Annotated in this window: 16 protein-coding genes; 3 read left to right on the top strand and 13 right to left on the bottom strand. The window is 69.4% G+C overall.

Annotated elements, in window-relative coordinates:
• Positions 1 to 65: 65 nt before the first annotated feature.
• Together ASC98_RS15980 and ASC98_RS30480 are read right to left on the bottom strand one after the other, a co-directional pair.
• Positions 66 to 3,035 carry a winged helix-turn-helix domain-containing protein gene (locus tag ASC98_RS15980; protein WP_056820181.1) on the bottom strand — a complete coding sequence of 990 codons (2,970 nt, stop codon included), beginning with the start codon at positions 3,033 to 3,035 and terminating at the stop codon, positions 66 to 68.
• Between the two features lie 251 nt (positions 3,036 to 3,286).
• Complete coding sequence (locus tag ASC98_RS30480) at positions 3,287 to 3,718, bottom strand: hypothetical protein (RefSeq protein ID WP_157597965.1); 432 nt, start codon at positions 3,716 to 3,718, stop codon at positions 3,287 to 3,289.
• 41 nt (positions 3,719 to 3,759) lie between these two features.
• On the opposite strand from ASC98_RS30480, the gene ASC98_RS15975 reads away from it, so the two are divergent.
• Together ASC98_RS15975 and ASC98_RS15965 are read left to right on the top strand one after the other, a co-directional pair.
• Positions 3,760 to 5,931, top strand: coding sequence for a hypothetical protein (locus tag ASC98_RS15975; protein ID WP_056820178.1), 2,172 nt, complete (start codon positions 3,760 to 3,762; stop codon positions 5,929 to 5,931).
• Between the two features lie 136 nt (positions 5,932 to 6,067).
• A complete protein-coding gene (locus ASC98_RS15965; protein WP_157604819.1) occupies positions 6,068 to 6,484 on the top strand; it encodes a hypothetical protein in 417 nt (138 codons plus the stop codon).
• A gap of 1,009 nt (positions 6,485 to 7,493) precedes the next feature.
• Here the strand turns inward: ASC98_RS15965 and ASC98_RS15955 are convergent.
• From ASC98_RS15955 to ASC98_RS15925, 7 genes are all read right to left on the bottom strand, one after another.
• A complete protein-coding gene (locus tag ASC98_RS15955) occupies positions 7,494 to 8,462 on the bottom strand; it encodes an ABC transporter substrate-binding protein (protein ID WP_056809047.1) in 969 nt (322 codons plus the stop codon).
• Positions 8,463 to 8,522: 60 nt separating this feature from the next.
• Positions 8,523 to 9,527: an NAD(P)-dependent oxidoreductase gene (locus tag ASC98_RS15950; RefSeq protein ID WP_157597967.1), complete on the bottom strand. Its 1,005-nt coding sequence runs from the start codon at positions 9,525 to 9,527 to the stop codon at positions 8,523 to 8,525.
• Complete coding sequence (locus ASC98_RS15945) at positions 9,524 to 10,663, bottom strand: D-mannonate oxidoreductase (RefSeq protein WP_056809050.1); 1,140 nt, start codon at positions 10,661 to 10,663, stop codon at positions 9,524 to 9,526. Before ASC98_RS15945 ends, ASC98_RS15950 begins: the two co-directional genes overlap by 4 nt.
• A gap of 11 nt (positions 10,664 to 10,674) precedes the next feature.
• Positions 10,675 to 11,685, bottom strand: a complete 1,011-nt coding sequence (locus ASC98_RS15940; RefSeq protein WP_056809051.1) for a zinc-binding alcohol dehydrogenase family protein — start codon at positions 11,683 to 11,685, stop codon at positions 10,675 to 10,677.
• A gap of 14 nt (positions 11,686 to 11,699) precedes the next feature.
• Complete coding sequence (locus tag ASC98_RS15935; protein ID WP_056809054.1) at positions 11,700 to 12,644, bottom strand: ABC transporter substrate-binding protein; 945 nt, start codon at positions 12,642 to 12,644, stop codon at positions 11,700 to 11,702.
• Positions 12,645 to 12,710: 66 nt separating this feature from the next.
• On the bottom strand, positions 12,711 to 13,694 hold the full coding sequence (locus tag ASC98_RS15930; RefSeq protein WP_056809056.1) for an ABC transporter permease: 984 nt from the start codon (positions 13,692 to 13,694) through the stop codon (positions 12,711 to 12,713).
• Positions 13,695 to 13,710: 16 nt separating this feature from the next.
• A complete protein-coding gene (locus tag ASC98_RS15925) occupies positions 13,711 to 15,240 on the bottom strand; it encodes a sugar ABC transporter ATP-binding protein (RefSeq protein ID WP_056809058.1) in 1,530 nt (509 codons plus the stop codon).
• Between the two features lie 241 nt (positions 15,241 to 15,481).
• On the opposite strand from ASC98_RS15925, the gene ASC98_RS15920 reads away from it, so the two are divergent.
• Positions 15,482 to 16,174 carry a FadR/GntR family transcriptional regulator gene (locus tag ASC98_RS15920; RefSeq protein ID WP_056809060.1) on the top strand — a complete coding sequence of 231 codons (693 nt, stop codon included), beginning with the start codon at positions 15,482 to 15,484 and terminating at the stop codon, positions 16,172 to 16,174.
• Positions 16,175 to 16,211: 37 nt separating this feature from the next.
• Here ASC98_RS15920 and ASC98_RS15915 read toward each other — a convergent pair whose 3' ends face one another.
• From ASC98_RS15915 to ASC98_RS15900, 4 genes are read right to left on the bottom strand one after another with little or no spacing between them, the layout of a single operon-like run.
• Complete coding sequence (locus tag ASC98_RS15915) at positions 16,212 to 17,225, bottom strand: nicotinate-nucleotide--dimethylbenzimidazole phosphoribosyltransferase (RefSeq protein WP_056809062.1); 1,014 nt, start codon at positions 17,223 to 17,225, stop codon at positions 16,212 to 16,214.
• Between the two features lie 49 nt (positions 17,226 to 17,274).
• Positions 17,275 to 18,207: a hypothetical protein gene (locus tag ASC98_RS15910; protein WP_056809065.1), complete on the bottom strand. Its 933-nt coding sequence runs from the start codon at positions 18,205 to 18,207 to the stop codon at positions 17,275 to 17,277.
• 16 nt (positions 18,208 to 18,223) lie between these two features.
• Positions 18,224 to 18,916, bottom strand: coding sequence for a hypothetical protein (locus ASC98_RS15905; protein ID WP_157597968.1), 693 nt, complete (start codon positions 18,914 to 18,916; stop codon positions 18,224 to 18,226).
• 31 nt (positions 18,917 to 18,947) lie between these two features.
• Positions 18,948 to 20,171 (bottom strand): hypothetical protein, encoded by a 1,224-nt coding sequence (locus tag ASC98_RS15900; protein WP_056809069.1) that lies wholly within the window; start codon positions 20,169 to 20,171, stop codon positions 18,948 to 18,950.
• Between the last annotated feature and the right edge of the window lie 107 nt (positions 20,172 to 20,278).

Genomic DNA, 20,278 nt, shown 5'->3' with positions numbered 1-20,278 from the left:
TTTTCCGATCCACCGCTTCATACGCCGCGCACCTTTCCGCACTCTGGCAGCTCCGGTTCCGGCGGCTAGTATCGCTCCCCGCGCGCATTGTCCTGCCCTGGATAACACGGGGCGCCGATGCGCGCCTTGAGCTGCGCCGCCAGGTCATGGTCGGGATCCTGGTCGAGCACCACCTCGAGGATGTGCAGCGCGGCGCTCCAGCGGTGTTCTTCGGCGGCGCGCGATGCGAGGTCCAGCATCTGCGTCGTCCATGCCCCCTCGTCCGCGGCATCGGCCTGCGGCCGCAGCAGCCTGGACGCCAGCCGCCGGCCGAGTGCGGCCGGCGACCGGTCGCGCAGGCTGCCTTCGGCCCGGGCCTCCGGCGACACCCACATGTAGTCCAGTGCCAGGGTATCGGCATGGCGCGCCAGCCGGGCGAACAGGACATGCACGCCGGGGCTGCGGGTGCGCAGCGCATCCGCGATCGCTTCCGGCGTCGCGGCCGAAGCGGCATCGACGCCCGCCTGCACCTCGGCGGCGGACAGGCGCTTCAGCCGCGAGTGCACGGCCAGCGCGTGCCCGAGCACCTCCAGCGGGTAGCCCAGGTCGCCATCGTCGGTGCCGGCGCCCGGCGTGCCGGTCAAAAGCGGCACGATGGCGAGCGGGTGCTCCTGCGCCGCGCGCAGGTCCGACAGCAGCGCCGCGGCCGCGTCGTCGTCCGGCTCCACGTGCGCATCGGCCAGCAGCCGGTAGCCTTTGCCGTACAGGGTCTGGACGCGCACCGTGTGCGTCTTGCTGCGTCGCATCGCCTGGCGGATCTTGGCGATCGCCTGCGCGACCACTTCCGGCGACGCGGACGTCTTGCGCCACACGGTGTCGAGGAGCTCCTCCTGCGTCACCACGCGATGGCGATTGCGGTACAGGTGCACGAGCACGTCGAACGGCAGCGGTGCGAGTGCGTGGCGCCGGCCGTCGACCCACAGCTCCCGGCGCTCCACGTCGAGCAGGCAGTGGGCGAACCGGTACTCCCGCCGCATCGCGCCGCTGGGCGGCGCCATCGGCGTCGGGGACTCGCGCTGCGGGTCGCCGGGCACCGCCGACAGCCCCTGCCCCAGCCGGCGGAACAGAGGCAGCGCTGCCGGCGCCGTGGCGAGCCGCGCCAGCAGCGCCTGCGCCTCGGGTTCCTGCTGGCGCCGGCGTGCCAGCAACGCGCGCGGGTACAGCAGGTTCGCGGTGGTGGTCTCGTCCTGCAGATGGGCCTGGGTGTCGGCGCGCTCGAGTTCCGCCTGCGCGACGGACAGGCGCCCGCTGCGCACGAGCGCCTCGACGAGCCACGGCAGCAGCGGCACCTCGCCCGCGCGGTTGCCCTGGCCACGGCATTCGGTCGCCGCCCGCAGGAAACAGTCGGCCGCGTCGTCGATGCGCCCGGCCGCCATCGCGGCATGCCCGTGGGCCTGCCAGAGGAAGCCGTCGTCCTGCACCCCGGCGGGATCCGGCAGCAACGACAGCAGCTCCGCGGCGGCGTCCGGGCGGCCTTGCAGGCGATGGAGCAGGCAATGGATGTTAGCCACCGTGCTCAACAGGCCGGGGTCGGCCTCGATCGCCAGCGCAGTGGCGGTCGCCTCCTCTGCACACTCCCGCGCCTCGTCGAGCTGGTCCGCGTAGACCAGTTCGCCCGCGAGATTGAGGCACACGCTCGCCAGGGCCGTGTTGGCATTGAGCCGGCGGGCCACGTTGGCCAGCTTTCTGTTCCAGCGGATGGACTGCTCGGCATGGCCGGACAGCGAGCTCATGATCGCCCGCAGCCACAGCACCTTCAGCAAGCCCCAGTGGCTGCCGGTGCGCGTGAAGACGGCCTGTGCCTCGTTCAGGCGGGCCGCGACGGAATGCAGCTCGCCGAGGCGGCATTCGACGGAGGCCAGCAGCGTCAACGTGGAACCCTGCCAGTGCGCCGGCATGCAGCTGCGGCCCAGCACGAGGGCGTGCTCCAGGCTCTGCGCCGCCTCGCGCAGGCGGCCCTTCACGTGGTGCAGCGTGCCGAGGCACTGCTGCCCTTGCGCTTCGAGACACCGGTCGCCGTCGCGTCGCGCGGCTTCCAGCAGCCGCGCCGCGCTGCCAGGCGCATCGTCGCTGCCGCAGAAGGCCTGGGCCCGCAGCAGCTCCAGGTCGAGGCGGGGAAAGCCCGGCTCCAGCTGCTGCAGCAGCGCCAGGGCCCGCAGCGCCGCCGGGTGCCGGCTCATCGCCGCGGCGTGCTTGGCCCGCGCGAACAACTCGATCGACAGCGGCGAGCAGCCGTGCATGCCGTGAATCCCGTGAACCAGCGCCTGGCGCTTGCCGACGCCCAGCACCGCCTGCCGCAAGGCTGCGATGGCGGGCAGCACGAGCCCGGCAGGCGCAGCCGCGCGGATCTCAATGACGCGCTTCTCGTCCTGGTCGTGGAGGTCCAGCTCGAGCACGAGGTCGCCGCCGGCGAGCGTCAGCGAACCGACCACGGCATGGCGCGCGCCGGCGGCACGCAACATCTGCAGCCTGCGGCGCGGCTCGTCGGGCCAGCAGGTCTCCAGCGACAGCGCGTCCTGGACCTGGATGCGTCCGTCGATCGACAGGCCGTGCGCGATGCAGGCGACCAGGCCCTGCGTCGCCCACTGCAGGCCCGGACGGCCGGTGTGATCGCGCAACGGGCCGATGATCAGCGAGGGGACGCCGTCGTTCCGGGGCCGACCCGCCGCGGCTGGCTGCGACGCCGGTGCCGAGGGCACGTCGAAGATGTAGCCGACCCGCGGGATCGAGCGGATGATCGGCTGCGGCCCGTCGTCGCCGATGGCCCGTCGCGCTGCGCGGATCGCCTGCCGGAGCGCGGCTTCGGAGACCGTGCCCTCGGGGCGCAGCGCCGCCACCAGCTCTTCCTTCGTGACCACGCGGTGGCGGAAGCGGGCCAACCGCTCCAGCACGCGCCACGCCCGCGGCTCCACCTTCACCGCTTCGCCGTCGCGCAGCACGCGCCCTCCGAGCAGGTCGAGCGACCCGCCAGGCAGTTCGATGACAAGCTCGCTCATCGCGCCGGTGCGTGCCCGTGCGGGCGTCGCACTGCCATCGGCCGCAGGGGGGCAGATCGGAACCCGGGGAGGAAGAGGCTGGGCATCGTTGGCAGAAAGTGAAGGTTGAATTGTTGCGCAAGCACGTCATTGGCCTGGGCGGATCGCACCCATGTCAGTAACAGTTCTTTTCGGCGCCCGGCCCGTCACGGTTCGATCAGGAATGCGGGCCGAGCTGTGCCGAGACTGCAACGCCATGAACCCATCACACTTCACTTCGCGGCAGCGCGTCGACACGCCCTTGCCTGAGTCGACTCCCCTCGTGACCCGGATGCTGCAGGCCGAGCTTGCGGATGTGGTGCCAACCGCGACACGCTGCCTGTCGGCTGGCCTCGTGGCGCTGCTGGTGGGCTGTGGTGGTGGCAACGGAGGCGACGCCCCCTCGGCCACGTCTGCGCCGCCTGCTGCGCCGGCGCCTGCACCCGCACCTGCACCTTCACCCGCGCCTTCACCCGCGCCTTCACCTGCACCTGCACCTGCACCCGCACCTGCACCTGCACCTGCACCCGCACCTGCACCCGCACCCGCACCCGCACCCGCACCCGCACCCGCACCCGCACCCGCACCTGCACCTTCACCTTCACCCACGCCTGCACCTTCACCCGCGCCTGCACCCGCACCCGCACCCGCACCCGCACCTGCACCTGCGCCTGCGCCTGCGCCCCACGGCACCGCCTGGAGCAACGTGAAGTACGGCGGCGGCGGCTACGTCACCGGTCTCGTCTTCCATCCCACGACGGCCAACCTGCTGTACGCGCGCACCGATGTCGGCGGCGCCTACCGATGGAACCAGGCCACGATGTCGTGGATTCCTGTCACCGACGGCTTCAGCGCGGCCGAGAGCTTCCAGCACGGCGTCGAAAGCATCGCGCTGGACCCCAACAACGACCAGCTCGTGTACATGGTCACCGGCATGTACAACTCGGCGGACGCCACCGCCAGGCTGTACAGCTCCAGCAACCGCGGCAACAGCTGGACCTCGGTCAGCCTGCCGTTCTCGGCGGGCGGCAACAACAATGGCCGGGGCATCGGCGAGCGCCTGACGCTCGATCCCAACCTGCCGTCGACGCTGTTCTACGGCTCGCGCACGGCGGGCTTGTGGAAGAGCACCGACTCGGGCCGCAACTGGTCGCAGGCGAGTTCGCTGTCGTCGGTGAAGATGAGCTCGGACCAGATCAGTGCCGTGGGCGGCCACGCCATGGGCGTCGAGCTGGCGGTCTACGACACGGGCACCAAGGGGACCGGAACCGCGACGCCAACCCTCTACGTCGCGATTGCCCCGGATTACGTCAATGTCGCGGGTCTGACGTCGAATCTCTACAAGTCCGCCAACGGCGGCGCATCGTGGGCCGCGGTATCGACGCCGGTGTCCGGTTACCACATTCCGCACATGGTGCGCGCGGCCGACGGCATGTTCTATGTGCTCTTCACCAAGGGCGCAGGGCCCGGTGACAGCGGACCGGCTCGTCTCTACAAGTTCGACGGCAGCACCTGGACCCTGCTCGCCAGCAACAGCTCGGCCGGCTACGGCGGTCTGTCGGTCTACGGCACGGGCTCGACCACGCGCATTGCGCTGGGCGTGAGCGGCACCTGGGGCAACTACAGCGGCCAGCAGATCGTGCAGCTGTCGGACGACGGCGGCAAGACCTGGCGCGAGATCGAAGCGACGATGCCGGGGGAAACCGCGTCCGGCTGGGTCGACGATGTCGAAATCGATCCGTCCAACCGCGACCACGTCCTGCACGTGCACGGCGGCGGCATCGTGGAGACCCGCAACGCCTCTTCTGCCACGCCGACCTGGGCCGCCGCGGTGGACGGCCTGGAGGAAACCTGCACCCTTGCACTCAACACGCCGCCTGCGGGCGCGCCGTACCTGCTGCTCAACAGCTCGGGCGACGTCGGCACCTGGATCCACACCGACCTCTCGAAGAAGCCGACCCTGAGCCCCTACAAGAGCTGGGGCAGCGGCAACTCGGCCGACACGGACTGGTCCGACTCGAAGTACATCGCAGCGGTCGGCGTCGTGAATGGCACCGGCAAGGCGGGCGGCACCGGCTACTGGTCCGGTGACGGCGGCCAGACCTGGGCGACCTTCGCCACGCTGCCGGCCGGCGGCCTGGACAACACCTCCGGATCGACCAACATCGCTGTCACCGCGCGCAACAAGGCCGTGTGGGCGCCGGCCGATTCGGTGCCGTCGTACACCACCGACAACGGCGCCACCTGGACCGCGACCAACCTGCCCGCGCTCACTGCCATCTCCGGTTCGCCTCGCAGCTACCGCATGGTGGCCGACCGCAAGAATCCGAACAAGGTCTATGCCTACGACTCGGGCGGCGCATGGTGGAGCAACTCCCCGGGCAAGGTGTACGTGTCGACGGACGGCGGTCACACCTTCACGCTGAGCCAGGGCTCGGTGTCCGCCAACCTGCGCGCCAACCCCTTCTGGGCCACGTCGATGGCGGTCAACCCGTACGTCGAGGGCGACCTCTGGCTGGTCGACGGCAACGCCGCGTACCACTCGGTGGATTCGGGCGCGAGCTGGACCAAGCTCAACAACTTCGCGTCCATCTGGGGCGGCCGGCCGACCTCGCAATACCCCGACGTCCAAGGCGCGAGCGTGGTCTCGCTGGGCAAGGCGAAGGCCGGCGCACCGTACTCGGCCGCGATCTACGTGATCGGCGTGATCAACAACGTGTGGGGCGTGTACCGCTCCGACGACGGCGGCACCACCTGGGCGCGCTTCAATGACGATGCCCACCAGTTCGCCGGCCCCGGCGTGATGGCGGCCGATCAGAACACCTATGGGCGGATCTACCTGGGTGGCAGCTGCCGAGGCGTGCTCTACAGCAACTGAAATCGGCAAACGACTCCCACCTTTTGCACATCACATGTCAACCTTGACTCGCACGGGCACCAAGCGCCTCGTCGCGGCCCTGTCTGCCGCCGTTCTTGCCGCATGCGGAGGATCGAACGGTTCAGGCGACGCCGCGGTGACGACCTCCGCGGGGTCCCCTGCCGCCCCATCGCCATCGCCGTCGCCATCGCCGTCGCCATCGCCGTCGCCTGCGCCCGCATCCGGCTCGTCGATCAACGCCGCGCTCGGCATGCCCGGCCGGCTGCTGGCGGGCCTGGGCGCCGGCAACCCCATCGCCGACATGACGAGCCAGCAGATCCACCCGGACATCATCGACACCTACCTGGTCGGGGTCGGAGGCGGCTCGTGGCCGTACTGGAACAGCCCCGACGGGGCCTACGTCACCTACGTCTCCGCGAACGTCAAGGCGGCCGGCGCCGTCCCGATGTTCACGCTCTACCAGATGGCCTCCCCGGGCGAAGGCAACCTCGGCGCCATCAACGACGCGAGCTTCATGACCAGGACGAGGCGATGCAGGAATACGTCGACCTGATCTATGTCTCCGCGAACGTCAAGGCGGCCGGCGCCGTCCCGATGTTCACGCTCTACCAGATGGCCTCCCCGGGCGAAGGCAACCTCGGCGCCATCAACGACGCGAGCTTCATGACCAGCTACTGGTCGCAGGTCAAGCTGATGTACCAGAAGATCGGCGCGACGGGCCAGCCCACGCTCGTCAACCTCGAACCGGACTTCTGGGGCTTCCTGATGACAGGCGCTCCCGGCGGCGACCCGACGAAGGTGCCGGCGCGCGTGAGCATGGTGAGCGAGTGCGCCGGCCAGCCGGACAACGCCGTGGGGTTCGCGCAATGCCTGTTGCTGCTCGGGCGAACCCATGCGCCCAAGGCGAAGATCGGGTTTCCGCCGTCCTTCTNCGGCCAGCCGGACAACGCCGTGGGGTTCGCGCAATGCCTGTTGCTGCTCGGGCGAACCCATGCGCCCAAGGCGAAGATCGGGTTTCCGCCGTCCTTCTGGGGACGTGACGCCACCACCGTCGGCAACTTCATGTTGAAGCTGGGTGCCGACAAGGCCGACTTCATGGTGGGGCAGACGAGCGACCGCGATGCCGGCTGCTTCGAGCTCGCTTCTCCGGTGGCCGAGTGCGCGGGACGCGGCAACGGTCCGTTCTACTGGGACGAGAACAACGTCGCGACACCCAACTTCCACCAGGACCTGGGCCAGTGGAGCACCGTGCGAACCATCCTCGGCAACCTGCCGGTCCTGTTCTGGCAGACGCCGATGGGCGTGCCCTCGGCCACCCCGGGCGGCACCTCCGGTCACTACCGGGACAACCACGTGCGCTACATGCTGACGCACCCGACCGAGTACACCGCGGCCGGCGTGTTCGCGATCGTGTTCAGCGGCGGCGGGAGTACCTCGGCCAGCATCTCGACCGACGGCGGGCAGTTCGCACGCCTGTTCCAGGCCTACCTGGCCAACCCGGCCCCGTTTCCTCGCTGAGCGGATCGGCTGCCGGCGCGCTCACCGCGCCGGCGGCCGGCGACTCAATACTTCCGGTTCGGGAACTCCTTGGCCGCGACCTCCTGCGGGAACACCCCCTCGTTGGTCTTGATCCAGCGCGGCAGCGTTTCACCGGCCGCCGCCTTCTTGGCGGCCTCCATCAGCTGCGGCCCGAGCAGCGGGCTGCATTCGACCGACACGTTCATCTTGCCGGCCATCATGGCTTCGAAGGCGCCCTTCACCGCGTCGACCCCGATGACGAGGATGTCCTTGCCCGGCTTCAGTCCCGTCTCCTCGATCGCCTGGATGGCACCGATGGCCATGTCGTCGTTGTGCGCGTACAGCACGTTGATCTTCCTGCCCTCGGCCTTCAGGAAGGCTTCCATCACCTCCTTGCCCTTGGAGCGCGTGAAGTCCCCCGTCTGCGACCGGATGATCTTGTAGCGCGGGTTCGTCCGGATCACTTCCTCGAAGCCCTTCTTGCGGTCGTTCGCCGGATCCGAGCCGACGGTGCCCTGCAGCTCGACGATGTTGACGTCGCCCTGCGTGTCCTTGGTGTGGTCGAGCAGCCAGTGCGCGGCGCGGCGCCCTTCGTCGACGAAGTCCGAGCCGACGAACGAGGCCCAGGTCGTCGTATCCTGGACCTCGACGTTGCGGCTCTCGAGGATGACCGGAATCTTCGCGGCCTTCGCTTCCTTCAGCACCGTGTCCCAGCCGGTCGTCACCAGCGGCGCGAGGATGATCACGTCGACCTTCTGCGCGATGAAGGCGCGGATCGCCTTGATCTGGTTCTCCTGCTTCTGCTGCCCGTCGGAGAACTTCAGGTCGACGTCGGCGGCCTTCGCCGCGGACTTCACCGAGTCGGTGTTCGCCGTTCGCCATTCGCTCTCGGCGCCGGTCTGCGCGAAGCCGATCACCAGCCGCTTGCCTGCCGCGGCGCACCAGCCGGGCACGAGCGTCGAGCCGGCTGCGGCGAGCAAGGTGGCAACCAGCGTTCTCTTGTTCATCTGCATGATGTCTCCTTCCGATGGACCACAGGACGCCGGTGCGGCGGGATGCCACCCGGCTCTAGATCAGCCCGGGTACCAGACCAAGCGCGGGTCGTCCGGGCTGCGGCGATACGACCACGCGTCCTCGACGAGCCTGGCCATGTCGTAGGCCGGACGCCAGCCGAGCAGGAACCTGGCCTTGGTGTTGTCGAGCCAGGTCGAGTGGTACGGCGTGCCGACGGGCACGAGCGGCAGGCCGCGCGTGCGAGCGAGGTACTCGCCCAGCACGCCGTAGTCGACCGGCTCGTCCATCGCGATGTTCATCAGCTGCTGGCGCGCCCGGGGGTGGTCGACCGCGAGGCAGATGGCGTCGACGAGGTCGTCCACGTGCACGAAGTTCCGCTGCAGCGGCACGCCCGCCGCGTCGAGCATCACCGGCACCGCGCCGCTGGCGACATGGGCGGCGGCGGCTTCGGGGCCGACCAGGTCGCACCAGCGCGGTCCGCCGAACACATCGGGGCCGAAGGACAGCTGGAACCTGAAGTCGTCCTTCTCCATGATCCACGGCGCGCGCAGGCAGCAGCCGTTGAGGCCGTACTGGACGAAGTACTGCTGCAGCATCACTTCCTCGAGCACCTTCGACAGGGCGTAGCAGCCCGGGTAGGCGCTGTGCGGCTGCGTTTCGACGACCGGCACCGGGTGCGGGTAGAAGAAGTGGCCGATGCCTGCGTCGCCGCCGACCAGCAGCAACTGCTCGAAGTCCGGGCTGCTGCGGCAGGCCTCGAGGATCCAGAACATGCCCTTCACCGCGACGTCCATCACGTCGTCGGGCGTCTCCTTGCTGGTGGCCAGGTGCAGCACATGGGTCACGCCGTCCATCGCGCGGCCGACGTCGGCACGGACCTGGATGGACCCTTGCACGCATTCGAGGCGATCGTGCGCAGCGAGTGCGCGCCGGTGCGTGAGGGCGCGGAACACGAAGCGGTCGAACGCCGGATCGCGCAGCACGCGAGCGAGAAACGCCTGCCCCACCTTGCCGGCCGCGCCGGTCACCAGCATCCGTCCCCTGCCCTCGCCTGCCCGCTTCATGAATGCAGCTCCTCGTCGGTGGCCATCGCCGCCCTCAACCGCGCCTGCGTCGGCGGCAGCCCCAGCCGGTCCGCATGCGACAGCAGCAGGCCGATGCGCGCCCGCTTCTTCGAGGCGTGGTTCTGCGCGATGTCGGCCAGGCGGTGGGCCAGGAAGGGGTTGAGCAGGCGATCGCGCAGCGCGACGAGGTAGTCGCGCGCCTCGCGGCCTTCGCCGAGCGCGTCGAACACCGGCATCGCCTCCTCGTTCCAGACCGCTTCCAGCTCGGCGCGCAACGACGCGTCGCCCATCGCCTGCAGCACGGTTTCGTCGCGCGGCCGGCCGCCGGCCAGCCAGCGTTCGGCAAGGAACGTGTGGCCGAGGTTCAGCAGCATCAGCTTCAATCGCTCGAAGCGGCCCAGGGCGTCGGTCAGCACGATGGCCGGGTGCGTGCACGGCAGCACCATGCCGCGCTGCCGCTCGATCGCCCACAGCGCATACGGCTCGGCGACCGCACCGACCGGATCCAGCGGCTCCGACACGATGCGATCGACCAGCGAGTTGACCCACACGCATTCGTCGTGCAGGTAGTCGATGAAGGACGCCGGCGCCTGCCACGACTTCGCGAGCTCGCAGACGACCGCGCGCAACGCATCGCCATTCCCCGGCACGAGCTCGCACGGGAACAGCGACGGGCCGCCACCCGGTTGCTGTCGCCAGCGGCGATACAGCAGCACGGCCAGCTTCGCCGGGAAGCTGCGCGGCGCGGCCGTGCCGCCGGACAGCAGCGACGGGCCGTCGGCGGGATCGAGCGCATAGCCGCGATCGCCGGTGTTCGACACGATCACGCGCACGTCGGTGGCGACGGCCTCCGCGATCTGCGGCCAATGGGTGTCCGCATGCCAGGCCTGCCGCACCGAATCGACGTGCACGGTCTCGTTCACGCGGCGCCCGGCCAGCAGGCCCCGGATCTCCACCGGGTAGCCGGCGCCGTTCGCCAGCGCCGCCGTTCGCGCGCTGCTTTGCGGGTTGCCGGTCGTCTGCACGACGGCGATGCCGCCGAGGGCCTCGCCCCGCGCGAGCGCCTGCGACACGAACAGGTCGACATGCGCCTGCAGGAATCGCCCGGTGCCGAATTGAAGAATGGGGGGCGCCATGGAACCACGCCTCAGCACTCGACGATGGCCTTGACCACGCCTCGCGACGGGTCGAGCAGCTGCGCGAAGTCCGCCGGCAGGTCCGCGAGGGCGAGCCGATGGGTGTTCAGCGCCTGGTGCGGGATCCGGCCCGCGCGCATCGCGGCCAGCACGGTGTCGAAGTCTTCCATCGTGGCGTTGCGGCTGCCCAGCAGGGTCGCCTCGCGCTTGTGGAACTCGGGATCGGCGAACGCGATGGTGTCGCGCACGACGGACACCAGCACGTACTTGCCGCCGTGGGCGATGAAGCCGAAGCCGCGCTCCATCGCGCGGGCGTTGCCGGTGGCATCGAACACGATGTCGAAGAAGTCGCCGTCGGTCAGCCGCGCCAGCTCCGCTTCATCGCCGTCGCCGATCACCACGCCGGCATGGGCGCCCAGGTGCCGGCAGCAGAAGTCGACCCGTTCGCGGCGCGTGTCGAGCGCGGTGACGGTCGCGCCGCGCAGCACGGCGAAGGTCAGCGCCGCCATGCCGATGGGCCCGGTGCCGACGACCAGCACGCGCTGGCCGGCCTGCACGTCGCCACGCCGCACCGCGTGCGCGCCGATGGCCAGGAACTCGAGCATGGCCGCCTGGTCGAGCGTGACGCCTTCCGCCTTGTGGACGAAGGCCTGCGGAACGCTGAGGTACTCGGTGAAGGCGCCGTCGCGGTGCACGCCCAGCACCTGGATCGCCACGCAGCAGTTGGTCTTGCCCTGGCGGCAGGCGATGCAGCGGCCGCACGACAGGTAGGGCATCACGAAGACCGGATCGCCGACCGCCAGCGCGCTGCCGGCGGGCGCCTCGGCGACGGTGCCGGAGAACTCGTGGCCCATGACGCGCGGGTAGTCGAGATACGGCTGGGTGCCGGTGAAGATGTGCAGGTCGGTGCCGCACACCCCCACCCGTCGCACGCGAATCAGCACCTCCGCTTCGCCGCGCAGGGGCATCGCTCTTTCCACGGCACGCAAGGTGCCCGGGGTGTCGCAGATCACGGTCAGCATGACGCTCCTGTCGGTCAGTACAAGACGTTCTTCGCCTCGGTGGAGTCGATGTTCTTCTTGGTCACCATCACCACGCCGGTGTCGCGGAACTTCGGCACGGACTTGCCCTGGATCGCTTCGACCGCGGTCTTCACGCCCAGGTGACCCATCTGGTAGGCGCTCTGCACGGCGATCGCTTCGAGCGTGCCGTCCTTGATGAACCCCTGCAGGTCGCCGTTGCCGTCGAAGCCGATGGCCACCACCTTGCCGGCCTTGCCCGACTGCACGAGCGCGCGACCCATGCCGATCGCGGTCGGCTCGTTGGCGCCGAAGATGCCTTTCAGGTCGGCGTTGGCCGCGAGCACGTCGGTCGTCTGGTTCAACGCGGTCCCCATCTGCGAGTTCGAATAGAACGGGCCGACGATCTGCAGCTTGGAGTGCGTTTCGATGTACTTGCGGAAGCCGCCGACACGGCCGATCTCCGAGCCGGAGCCCGCCGTGTACGACATGATCGCGACCTTGCCCGTGGTGCCGACCTTGTCGATCAAGGCCTGCGCGCACAGCTCGCCCGCCTTCTGGTTGTCCGTCGCCAGGAACGACTGGTAGTAGCTCTTGCCGGCGTCGCTGGCCGCGGAATCGATCAGGATCACCGGGATCTTGGCTTCCCAGGCCTTCTTCATCGCGGGGATCAGCGCGTCCGGGTCGGACGGCGCGAGCACGATGGCCGCGACCTTGCGGTTCACCGCGTTCTCGACCAGCGCCACCTGGCCCGCGAGATCGGTGTCGGACGCCGCGCCCTGGAAGCTCGCGGTGTAGCCCTTGAGCTCGCCGGCGGCCGCGGTCGACCCCTTCTTCACGTTCTGCCAGAAATCGGAGTTCGCGGTCTTCACGATGACGGCGATCTCCTTGTCGGCGGACGATGCCGCCGAGGCGGCGAACAGGAACATGGATGCGAACAGGGTGGTCAGAAGTTTTTTCATGTCAGTCCTCTTGTGGTGAACGAGCTTGTCTCTCTCCAATTCCCGGGCGGACCCGCCGGTGAGGTGTCATCTGCGATGACGCATCTGGTCGATCCACACGGTGAGCAGGATGACCAGACCGATGATGATTTGCTGCGTGAAGGCCGACACGCCGCCCATGTTCAGGCCGTTGCGCAGGATGCCGATGACGAAGGCGCCGATGACGGTGCCCGAGATCGTGCCGACGCCGCCCGACAGCGAGGTGCCGCCGATCACCGCGGCGGCGATCGCGTCGAGTTCGTACATCAGGCCCTCGCTCGGTTGCGCCGTGACGAGGCGCGACATCAGCACGCAGCCGGTCAACCCGGCGAGCGTTCCCGACAGCACGTAGGCGAAGACGGTGACGCCGCGCACGTCGACGCCCGACAGGCGTGCCGCCTCGGCGTTCGAACCGACCGAATAGATGTAGCGGCCGAGCGTGGTGCGGTTCAGCAGCACCGCCACCGCGACGGCCAGCGCGACCATTAGCAGCACCGGATACGGAATGCCCGGAAACACCACATCGGGAAAGCCGTCGGCGCCGATGTTGACGACGCGTCCGAGCGAGCCGTTGCCGAGCGCCGCGAAGCCGTCGCCGAGTCCGCCGATGGCCTTCGCATCGGTGATCTGCAGCGCCACGCCGCGCGCGACCAGCATCATGCCCAGGGTCGCGATGAACGGCGGCAGCTTGAGCCAGGTCACGCACAGGCCGTTGACGAGGCCGCACATGGCCCCCACGGCCAGTCCGCACGACATGCCCAGCGCCACCGGCATCCCCGCCTTCACCGCCATCGCGGCGACGACGCCCGACAACGCGAGGATGGCGCCCACCGACAGGTCGATGCCGCCGGTGATGATCACGCAGGTCGCGCCGATGCCGAGGTAGGCGATGGACGTCACCTGCAGCGCGACGGTCATGCCGTTGCCGACGGAGAAGAACGAGTCGCTCACGAAGGAGAACACGGCCGTCAGCGCGATCAGGCTCGCGAGGGCCGCGAATTTCTGGAACAGGTCTTTCTGCTTGTCGGTCATGGGGTGCTTGTCTCTGTCAGGCGGCCGCGCGCAGCGACCGCCCCGACGCGAAATGCATGATTTCTTCCTGCGAGGTCGTGCGCGTTTCCAGCGTGCCGGTGATGCGCCCGGCATGGAACACCGCCACGCGATCGGTCATGCCCAGGATCTCGGGCAGCTCCGAGCTGATGAGCACCACGCCGATGCCCTGCGCGGCGAGTTCGTCGAGCAGCTGGTAGATGGCGTACTTCGCGCCAACGTCGATGCCCCGCGTGGGCTCGTCGAAGAACAGCACGCGCGAGTCGCGGAACAGCCATTTGGCGATCACGACCTTCTGCTGGTTGCCGCCCGACAGCAGCCGCACCAGCTGGCGCGCGGACGGCGTGCGAATGGCCAGCGTGTCGACGAAGCGCCGCGCGCACGCCTCTTCGTCCTTGAAGCGGATGAAGCCGGCACGGCCCGACACGGCGGCCATGTTGGCCATGCTGACGTTGTGCGCCAGCGGCATGTCGATCGCGAGGCCGTCGTGCTTGCGATCTTCCGACAGGTAGGCAATGCCGTGGCGGATCGCGTCGCGCGGAGAACGGATGCGCAGCACCTCGTCGCCCAGCTGCACGACGCCGGCGTCCGGCAGCTCGGCGCCGAAGACGGCGCGCGCGGCCTCGGTGCGGCCGGCCCCCATCAGCCCCGCAAAGCCGAGGATTTCGCCGCGCCGCAGTTCGAAGCCGATGCCTTCGAACACCTGCTTGCGCGTCAGGTCGCGCACGCGCATCAGCGGCTCGGTCGTCGGCACGCGCGTCGGGGGCGGAAACTTGTCTTCCAGCGGGCGGCCGACCATCCGCTCAACGATGCTGTCGACCGTCGTCGCGGCGAAGTCGTCGGTGCTCACGTGGCGGCCATCGCGCAGCACCGTCACGCGGTCGACGATGTGCGCCATCTCGTCGAGCCGATGCGAGATGTAGACCACGCCGACACCGCCGCGCTTCAGCTCGTGGATGACCTTGAAGAGCTGTTCGGTCTCTGCCTCGGTGAGCGACGAGGTGGGCTCGTCCATGATGAGCACTTCCGCCTCCAGCGACAGCGCCTTGGCGATCTCGACCATCTGCCGCTGCGCCACCGACAGCGTGCGCACCGGGTGCGTCGGGTCGATGTCCACGCGCAGCCGCTGCAGGCAGGCCCGGGCGTCGGCATGCAGTCTCGCCCGGTCGATCCACCAGCCGCGGCGCGGCTCGCGGGCCAGGAAGATGTTCTCGGCCACCGACAGGTGGGGCACGAGATTGAGCTCCTGGTGGATCATCGCGATGCCGGCTGCCTCGGCCTCGCGCGTCGACGCAAAACGCGTCCGCGTGCCCTTGAACGCGATGTGGCCGTCGTCGGGCTGCAGCTGTCCGCTGACGATCTTCATCAGCGTCGATTTGCCGGCGCCGTTCTCGCCGCACACGGCATGCACCTCGCCGCGACGGAGGTCGAAGCTCACATCGCTCAGGGCGGTCACCGCCAGGAAACGCTTGCCGATGCCGTGCAGGCTCAGCAAGGGTTCGGGCGATGCGGGGCCCGGCGAGTCCATGGCCCCGGCCGGCTTTGCGTGAAGCTGCAAGTCGTGTCTCCTGTCGAGTTGGCGATCTGGGCGGGCATCGCTTGGTCAGTCCACCTTACCAAGCAAAAGCAATTTGGCCTGACCAAAACTGGCAAGGAAACCTGGGACATTCCCTGAACACGAGTGAAGGTCCCTGCCGTTCCGTCGTGGAGAACGGCGGCATGCGACGCGATGTGGCTATCATGGTCAGGCCAATTTCGCCGGACCCGCCATGACCCTCCAGTTGAAGCAGGTCGAGCCCCGCCGGCTCTACCAACAGATCGCCGACCAGATCCGCGAACTGATCCAGCAAGGCGGTTTCGACACCGGCATGCGGCTGCCGCCGGAGCGCGATCTCGCGCAGCAGCTGGGTGTGTCGCGGCCCTCGCTGCGTGAAGCCCTGATCGCCCTCGACGTCGAAGGCAGCGTCGAGATTCGAAGCGGATCCGGCGTGTATGTGTGCCCCCGGGCGGAACGGGCACCCGAGACGACCGCCGCGCTGGGCGAAAGCCCGAGCGAGCTGATGCAGGCGCGGGCTGCGTTCGAGGGGTCGGTGATCATGCTCGCGTGCGCCCATGCGAGCGAGCCTGCCCTGGTGCGGCTGCGCGACATCGTCGAGGGCATGCGCAGCGAGGTCGCCCGGCGGCGCATTCCGATCGACCACGACCGGCAGTTCCACCTGACGATCGCCGAGATGAGCGGCAACTCGGTGATGGTGCGCATCGTGGCGGAGCTGTTCGACGAACGCCACAGCCCGATCTCGGCCAAGATCAGTTCGCGCTACGAAAACTCGCGCACCTGGAACCTCGCGCTGAAGGAGCACGAGGCCATCCTTCGGGCCATCGAGGCGCGCGATCCGCTGGCGGCCCAGTCCGCGATGCACACGCACCTCAAGATGTCGGAGGAGCGCTGGGTCGGAGGCTGACGGCAGCGTGCCGCGCGGCCGCACCGTGCGCTCGTCGTCAGGCCGAGTCCCGGGCCTGCTCGGCGCATGCCGCGGCCGCGAGCAGTTGTTCCGCCGATTTCAGCAAGGGCCAGGCGAGCACGGCGTTGCAGCTTTCGCTGGTGCACAGCGCTGCATCGAGCAGCGGCTCGGCACCCAGCGACTGCAGCCACCGCGCATGTCCGTTGGCCTGCGAGCCGTGCGAGAAGACACAGCGCTCCAGGAGTGCCGGGGCCAGCCTGGCGGCAAGCGCCACGGCGGCCGTCGTGACGAAACCGCCGACGACGATCACGCGGCGCTCTCGCGCGGCCTGAAGCACCGCCCCGACGAGCGCGGCGATCTCCAGGCCGCCCAGTGCCGCCGGGATGGCCACCGGGTTCGCGAGGTCGACATGCAGATCGAGGGCGCCCTGCAGCGCCGTGCACTCCCTCGCCCGGCCGGAACTGCCGAAGCCGGCGCATTCGGCGATCCGGATCCCGGTCAGCCGGCTCATCAACAACGCAGCCGCCTCGTTGCCCATGCCGGTCTCGCCCAGCAGCAGCACATTGCCGGGCAGCCGGGTGACCAGGCGCGTGCCGCGCTCCATGGCGGCACGGCATTGCCCGACGGTCATCGCGGGACCCCGGCTGCTGTCCAGCGTGCCTCGCGCCATCTTGATGCGGACCAGCTGCAAGTGCGGATCGAGGTCGGCGCGCAAGCCGCAGTCGATCACCGTCAACGACAGGCCGTTGCGGCGTGCAAACATCGACGCGGCCGTGCGGCCGGCCAGCAGGTTGCGCACCCGCAGCGCCGCTGCATCCACCAGGGGGGCCGAATCCGTCCGCGCCGCGATGCCGTGGTCGGCGGCGAAGACCACCAACTGGGGCCTCTCCAGCCGCGGCAGGGCCGACCCCTGGACCTGCGCCAGTCGCTGGGCCACCAGGCCGACGCCGCCGTGCACGCCGCCCCCGCCGGGCACCTGGCCGATGCCCTGCCGCACCCGTTGCGCCAGCGCGGCGTCGTAGAGACGTGGGATGTCGTCGGCAACGCTCATGCTGGGTCGAGTCCTCTGGCGTTCCCGGCGGGCGCGTGCTGCAGGTTCCCTACTTCAGCAACGACAGCGTTCCCACGTTGAAACTCACCGTGCGATCCGCCACCGGTTCGGGCGCGTCGGCAATCTCGATGGCGGTGAGCGCCCCCAGCGTCGACTTGACGTCGACGCCGTCGGCCCCGCAGTACTCCGGCGCTGCAAACTGCGAAAACTCGATGCGGTATTCGGTGACCTGGGGCTTCACGGGCAGCATCAGGATCGGGTAGCAGCCCCGTTGCTGAACGGCCGGGTTGTCGCCCACCAGGCGCAGGCGCAGTTTGCTCACCGTATGGCCCGCCAGGTGAATCCTCAACGCCTTGTACTCGGTGGCCACCACGGTTCCCGGCGCGACCAGCACGATTCCCACGCCGGCCCACTGGCTCCCGCCGCGGGCGGTGAACTGCCCCGTGACGTTGAGCACGCCGCTGTTGCGAACCGTGATGTCCCCCAACGCCGCATCGCCCGGCTTCTCGGCATAGACGAGGCCCTCGATGGTGCCGCCCTCCACGGCCGCCGTCGTGGCGTTGAATGCGGTCCAGAGGCGCTCGCCTGCGGCCACCGTCACTGGCAGGGGGGACACCGCCGGCGCGGTGCTCGCCGGCGCCAGTGCCAACAACGGGGCCGGCGCGGGTGCCGATGCCGGTGCCTCGGCCGGCGCCGCGCGGGACAGGTGCGGCTTCGGTGCCGGCGGCGCTGCAGCGGTGACGCGCCGGGGTGCCGGAACCGCTGGAGCGGGCGCTTCGGTCTCCCGGCGCAGCTTGACCTCGACCCGGCCCGCTTCCAGGATGCGGCGGAAGGGGCTCATGGCCAGCCGCTTGGCCTGCTCATCGGCCTTTTCCGGATCCGGCATGTGGGCCGGCACCTGTGCTGTCGCCTCGAGGGCCAGCGCAGCGAACACGGTGGCCAGCCCGCAGCTGAGAAGGGGCGTGCGTTTCAGATGGCGCATGGCTTGCCTCCTCGACTCAGCGTGCGAGACCGATGGTGCCCACGCCAAAGCTCACGGCGCGATCGCGCACCGGCGCCGCGACGTCCGTCACTTCGATGGCTGTCACGCTCTGCAGCGTCGGCTTGATCGTGATGCCCTTGGTGCCGCAATAGCCATCGGGCGCGAAGCGCTCCAGTGCAATCCGATACTCGGCCACTTCGGGCTTCACGGCTTGCATCACCATCGGATAGCAGCCCAGCTTCTGGGTGGCCTCGTCCGGCCCGACAACCCGCACGCGAAGCCGGGTGCTGGTGGCCGAGCTGAGCCTGATCGTCAGGAACTTGTAGTCGCCGGCTTTCACCGGTATCGCCTTCGGCGCACCGATGTTGACCGCGACACCGCCCCACTGGCTCGCGCCCTTGGCGATGAACTGCCCGGCCACGGCGAGGACGTCGCCCTGCACCGCCAGGGGCGATACCACCGCATCGCCCTGCTTCTCGGAAAAGGTGAAGGCGGCGATCGTCCCGCCCTCCGGCGTGCGGGACGGGTTCTTGAACGTCGCCCACAGACGATCGCCCGGGTCGGCCTGCACGCTGGGCAGCGCGGGCTGCGACGCGAGCGGCACGACCATGAGCCTGGGTGCCGGCTCGGCCGGCGAGCCGGCCTGGAACCGGGCACAAGCGCCCAGCAGGGCACACGCCCCAAGGGCGAGGAAGGTGCCGAACTTCATGTTGTCTCCTTGTTGCGTGGGTCGACGCCGGTCACTGACCCGACAGCAGGACGGGCTTGCCGATGACCACCGATACCGCATCCAGGCCCGCGCTGCCCTTGAGTTCGCGGATCTGGAACTGCTTGAGCTTGGTCAGCGCCAGCGCGGTGTCGGGACGCGTGGCGCTGGCAGCGGCGCAGTTGGCATCGGGGTTGTTGGCCAAGCTGAACGACGAGAACGGGATCACGCGCGTGGCGGCGGTGCCGCTCAGGCCGGTGACCACATAGCTCGGGAAGCAGCCGTCATCCACGGCGTCGGCCGACTGCAGCATGACCACGACCTGGCTGTTGCTGGTGGAGGCCAGGTTGATGCTGAGCGCGGGCCAGCCGGACACGTCGCTCGTGGCGGCGAGGGGCAGCACGGCCACGGTGGCCGCCCACGATTCGGTGGCCGCAGTCCGGGTGCCGGTCAGCGTGTACGCCGAGTTGCTTTCAGCAAGAGCGCTCCCCGTGGCGCCGGTGCCGTACTCGAACGCGAACGGGCCCGTGATCGACAGGGCCGACGTGGCCGGCGTCGCCGGCTTGGGCGCGAAGGCGATGCTTCCCACATGGATCCCCACGGTGGCGGAACCGGTGGTCGGGAAGGCTTCGTCCGACACCTCGAGGGCGCCGATGTTGGCCAGCGTGCCGGCCAGCGCGGGGTTGGTGACGGTCGGGCCGGTGCAGAAGTCGGGCAGCTTGAAGTTGGCGTCGGTCAGCGCCAGCTCGTAGTTCGTCTGGGTGGCGGTGACGGTCACGCTGGCCGCCGGCACGCAACCGTTGGGGGTTGCGCCCAGCGCCTTGATCTTGAACTTGAGCGTCTTGTTGGTGCCGGTCGACGCCAGCGAGAACTGCACCTTGGTCGCGCCGGCCTGCACCTGGTTGCGATCGGCGTCGCGCAGCGGGATGTCGATGCCCACGCCGCCGAAGGTGCTGCCGCCGGTGTTGCTGAAGCTGCTGCTGACGTTGAGGATGTTGCCGGCGACGCCCAGCGTCGGCACGACGGGCAGGTCGCCCGGTTTTTCGGCATAGGCGAATGCCGAGGCCGTGCGCCCCTGGTCGGTGCTGCCGTCGGCCGCGGTGAACGACGCGACGACCTGGCCATTGATGGTGACGGGCGTGGAAGGCGCAGGCGCGCCGCCGGCGGGCGGCACCGGGGTTCCGCCGCCGCCGCAGCCTGCCAGCAGAAGGAACAGGGTCGAGATGGCGGCCATGCGATGGGAGTTGTCGATGTTCATGGGGACTTCTTGTCTGTGGGGGTGGTAGACGATTGCCTGCACAGGGCGGGCGGACGGATCAGCGTTGCGCCACGACGTGGCGAACGCGGGAAATCAACAGGGAGACG

The sequence above is a fragment of the Rhizobacter sp. Root1238 genome, assembly GCF_001425825.1.
GTDB lineage: Bacteria > Pseudomonadota > Gammaproteobacteria > Burkholderiales > Burkholderiaceae_C > Rhizobacter.
Note: the sequence above shows the minus strand (reverse complement) of the source record. Positions and strands in the feature narration are given on the sequence as shown.

Excerpts from the sequence above, each read along its gene's own strand:
- ASC98_RS15980 (WP_056820181.1), bottom strand. The coding sequence starts at position 3,035 with ATGAGCGAGCTTGTCATCGAACTGCCTGGCGGGTCGCTCGACCTGCTC.
- ASC98_RS15955 (WP_056809047.1), bottom strand. The coding sequence starts at position 8,462 with ATGCAGATGAACAAGAGAACGCTGGTTGCCACCTTGCTCGCCGCAGCC.
- ASC98_RS15950 (WP_157597967.1), bottom strand. The coding sequence starts at position 9,527 with ATGAAGCGGGCAGGCGAGGGCAGGGGACGGATGCTGGTGACCGGCGCG.
- ASC98_RS15945 (WP_056809050.1), bottom strand. The coding sequence starts at position 10,663 with ATGGCGCCCCCCATTCTTCAATTCGGCACCGGGCGATTCCTGCAGGCG.
- ASC98_RS15940 (WP_056809051.1), bottom strand. The coding sequence starts at position 11,685 with ATGCTGACCGTGATCTGCGACACCCCGGGCACCTTGCGTGCCGTGGAA.
- ASC98_RS15935 (WP_056809054.1), bottom strand. The coding sequence starts at position 12,644 with ATGAAAAAACTTCTGACCACCCTGTTCGCATCCATGTTCCTGTTCGCC.
- ASC98_RS15930 (WP_056809056.1), bottom strand. The coding sequence starts at position 13,694 with ATGACCGACAAGCAGAAAGACCTGTTCCAGAAATTCGCGGCCCTCGCG.
- ASC98_RS15925 (WP_056809058.1), bottom strand. The coding sequence starts at position 15,240 with ATGGACTCGCCGGGCCCCGCATCGCCCGAACCCTTGCTGAGCCTGCAC.
- ASC98_RS15920 (WP_056809060.1), top strand. The coding sequence starts at position 15,482 with ATGACCCTCCAGTTGAAGCAGGTCGAGCCCCGCCGGCTCTACCAACAG.
- ASC98_RS15915 (WP_056809062.1), bottom strand. The coding sequence starts at position 17,225 with ATGAGCGTTGCCGACGACATCCCACGTCTCTACGACGCCGCGCTGGCG.
- ASC98_RS15910 (WP_056809065.1), bottom strand. The coding sequence starts at position 18,207 with ATGCGCCATCTGAAACGCACGCCCCTTCTCAGCTGCGGGCTGGCCACC.
- ASC98_RS15905 (WP_157597968.1), bottom strand. The coding sequence starts at position 18,916 with ATGAAGTTCGGCACCTTCCTCGCCCTTGGGGCGTGTGCCCTGCTGGGC.
- ASC98_RS15900 (WP_056809069.1), bottom strand. The coding sequence starts at position 20,171 with ATGAACATCGACAACTCCCATCGCATGGCCGCCATCTCGACCCTGTTC.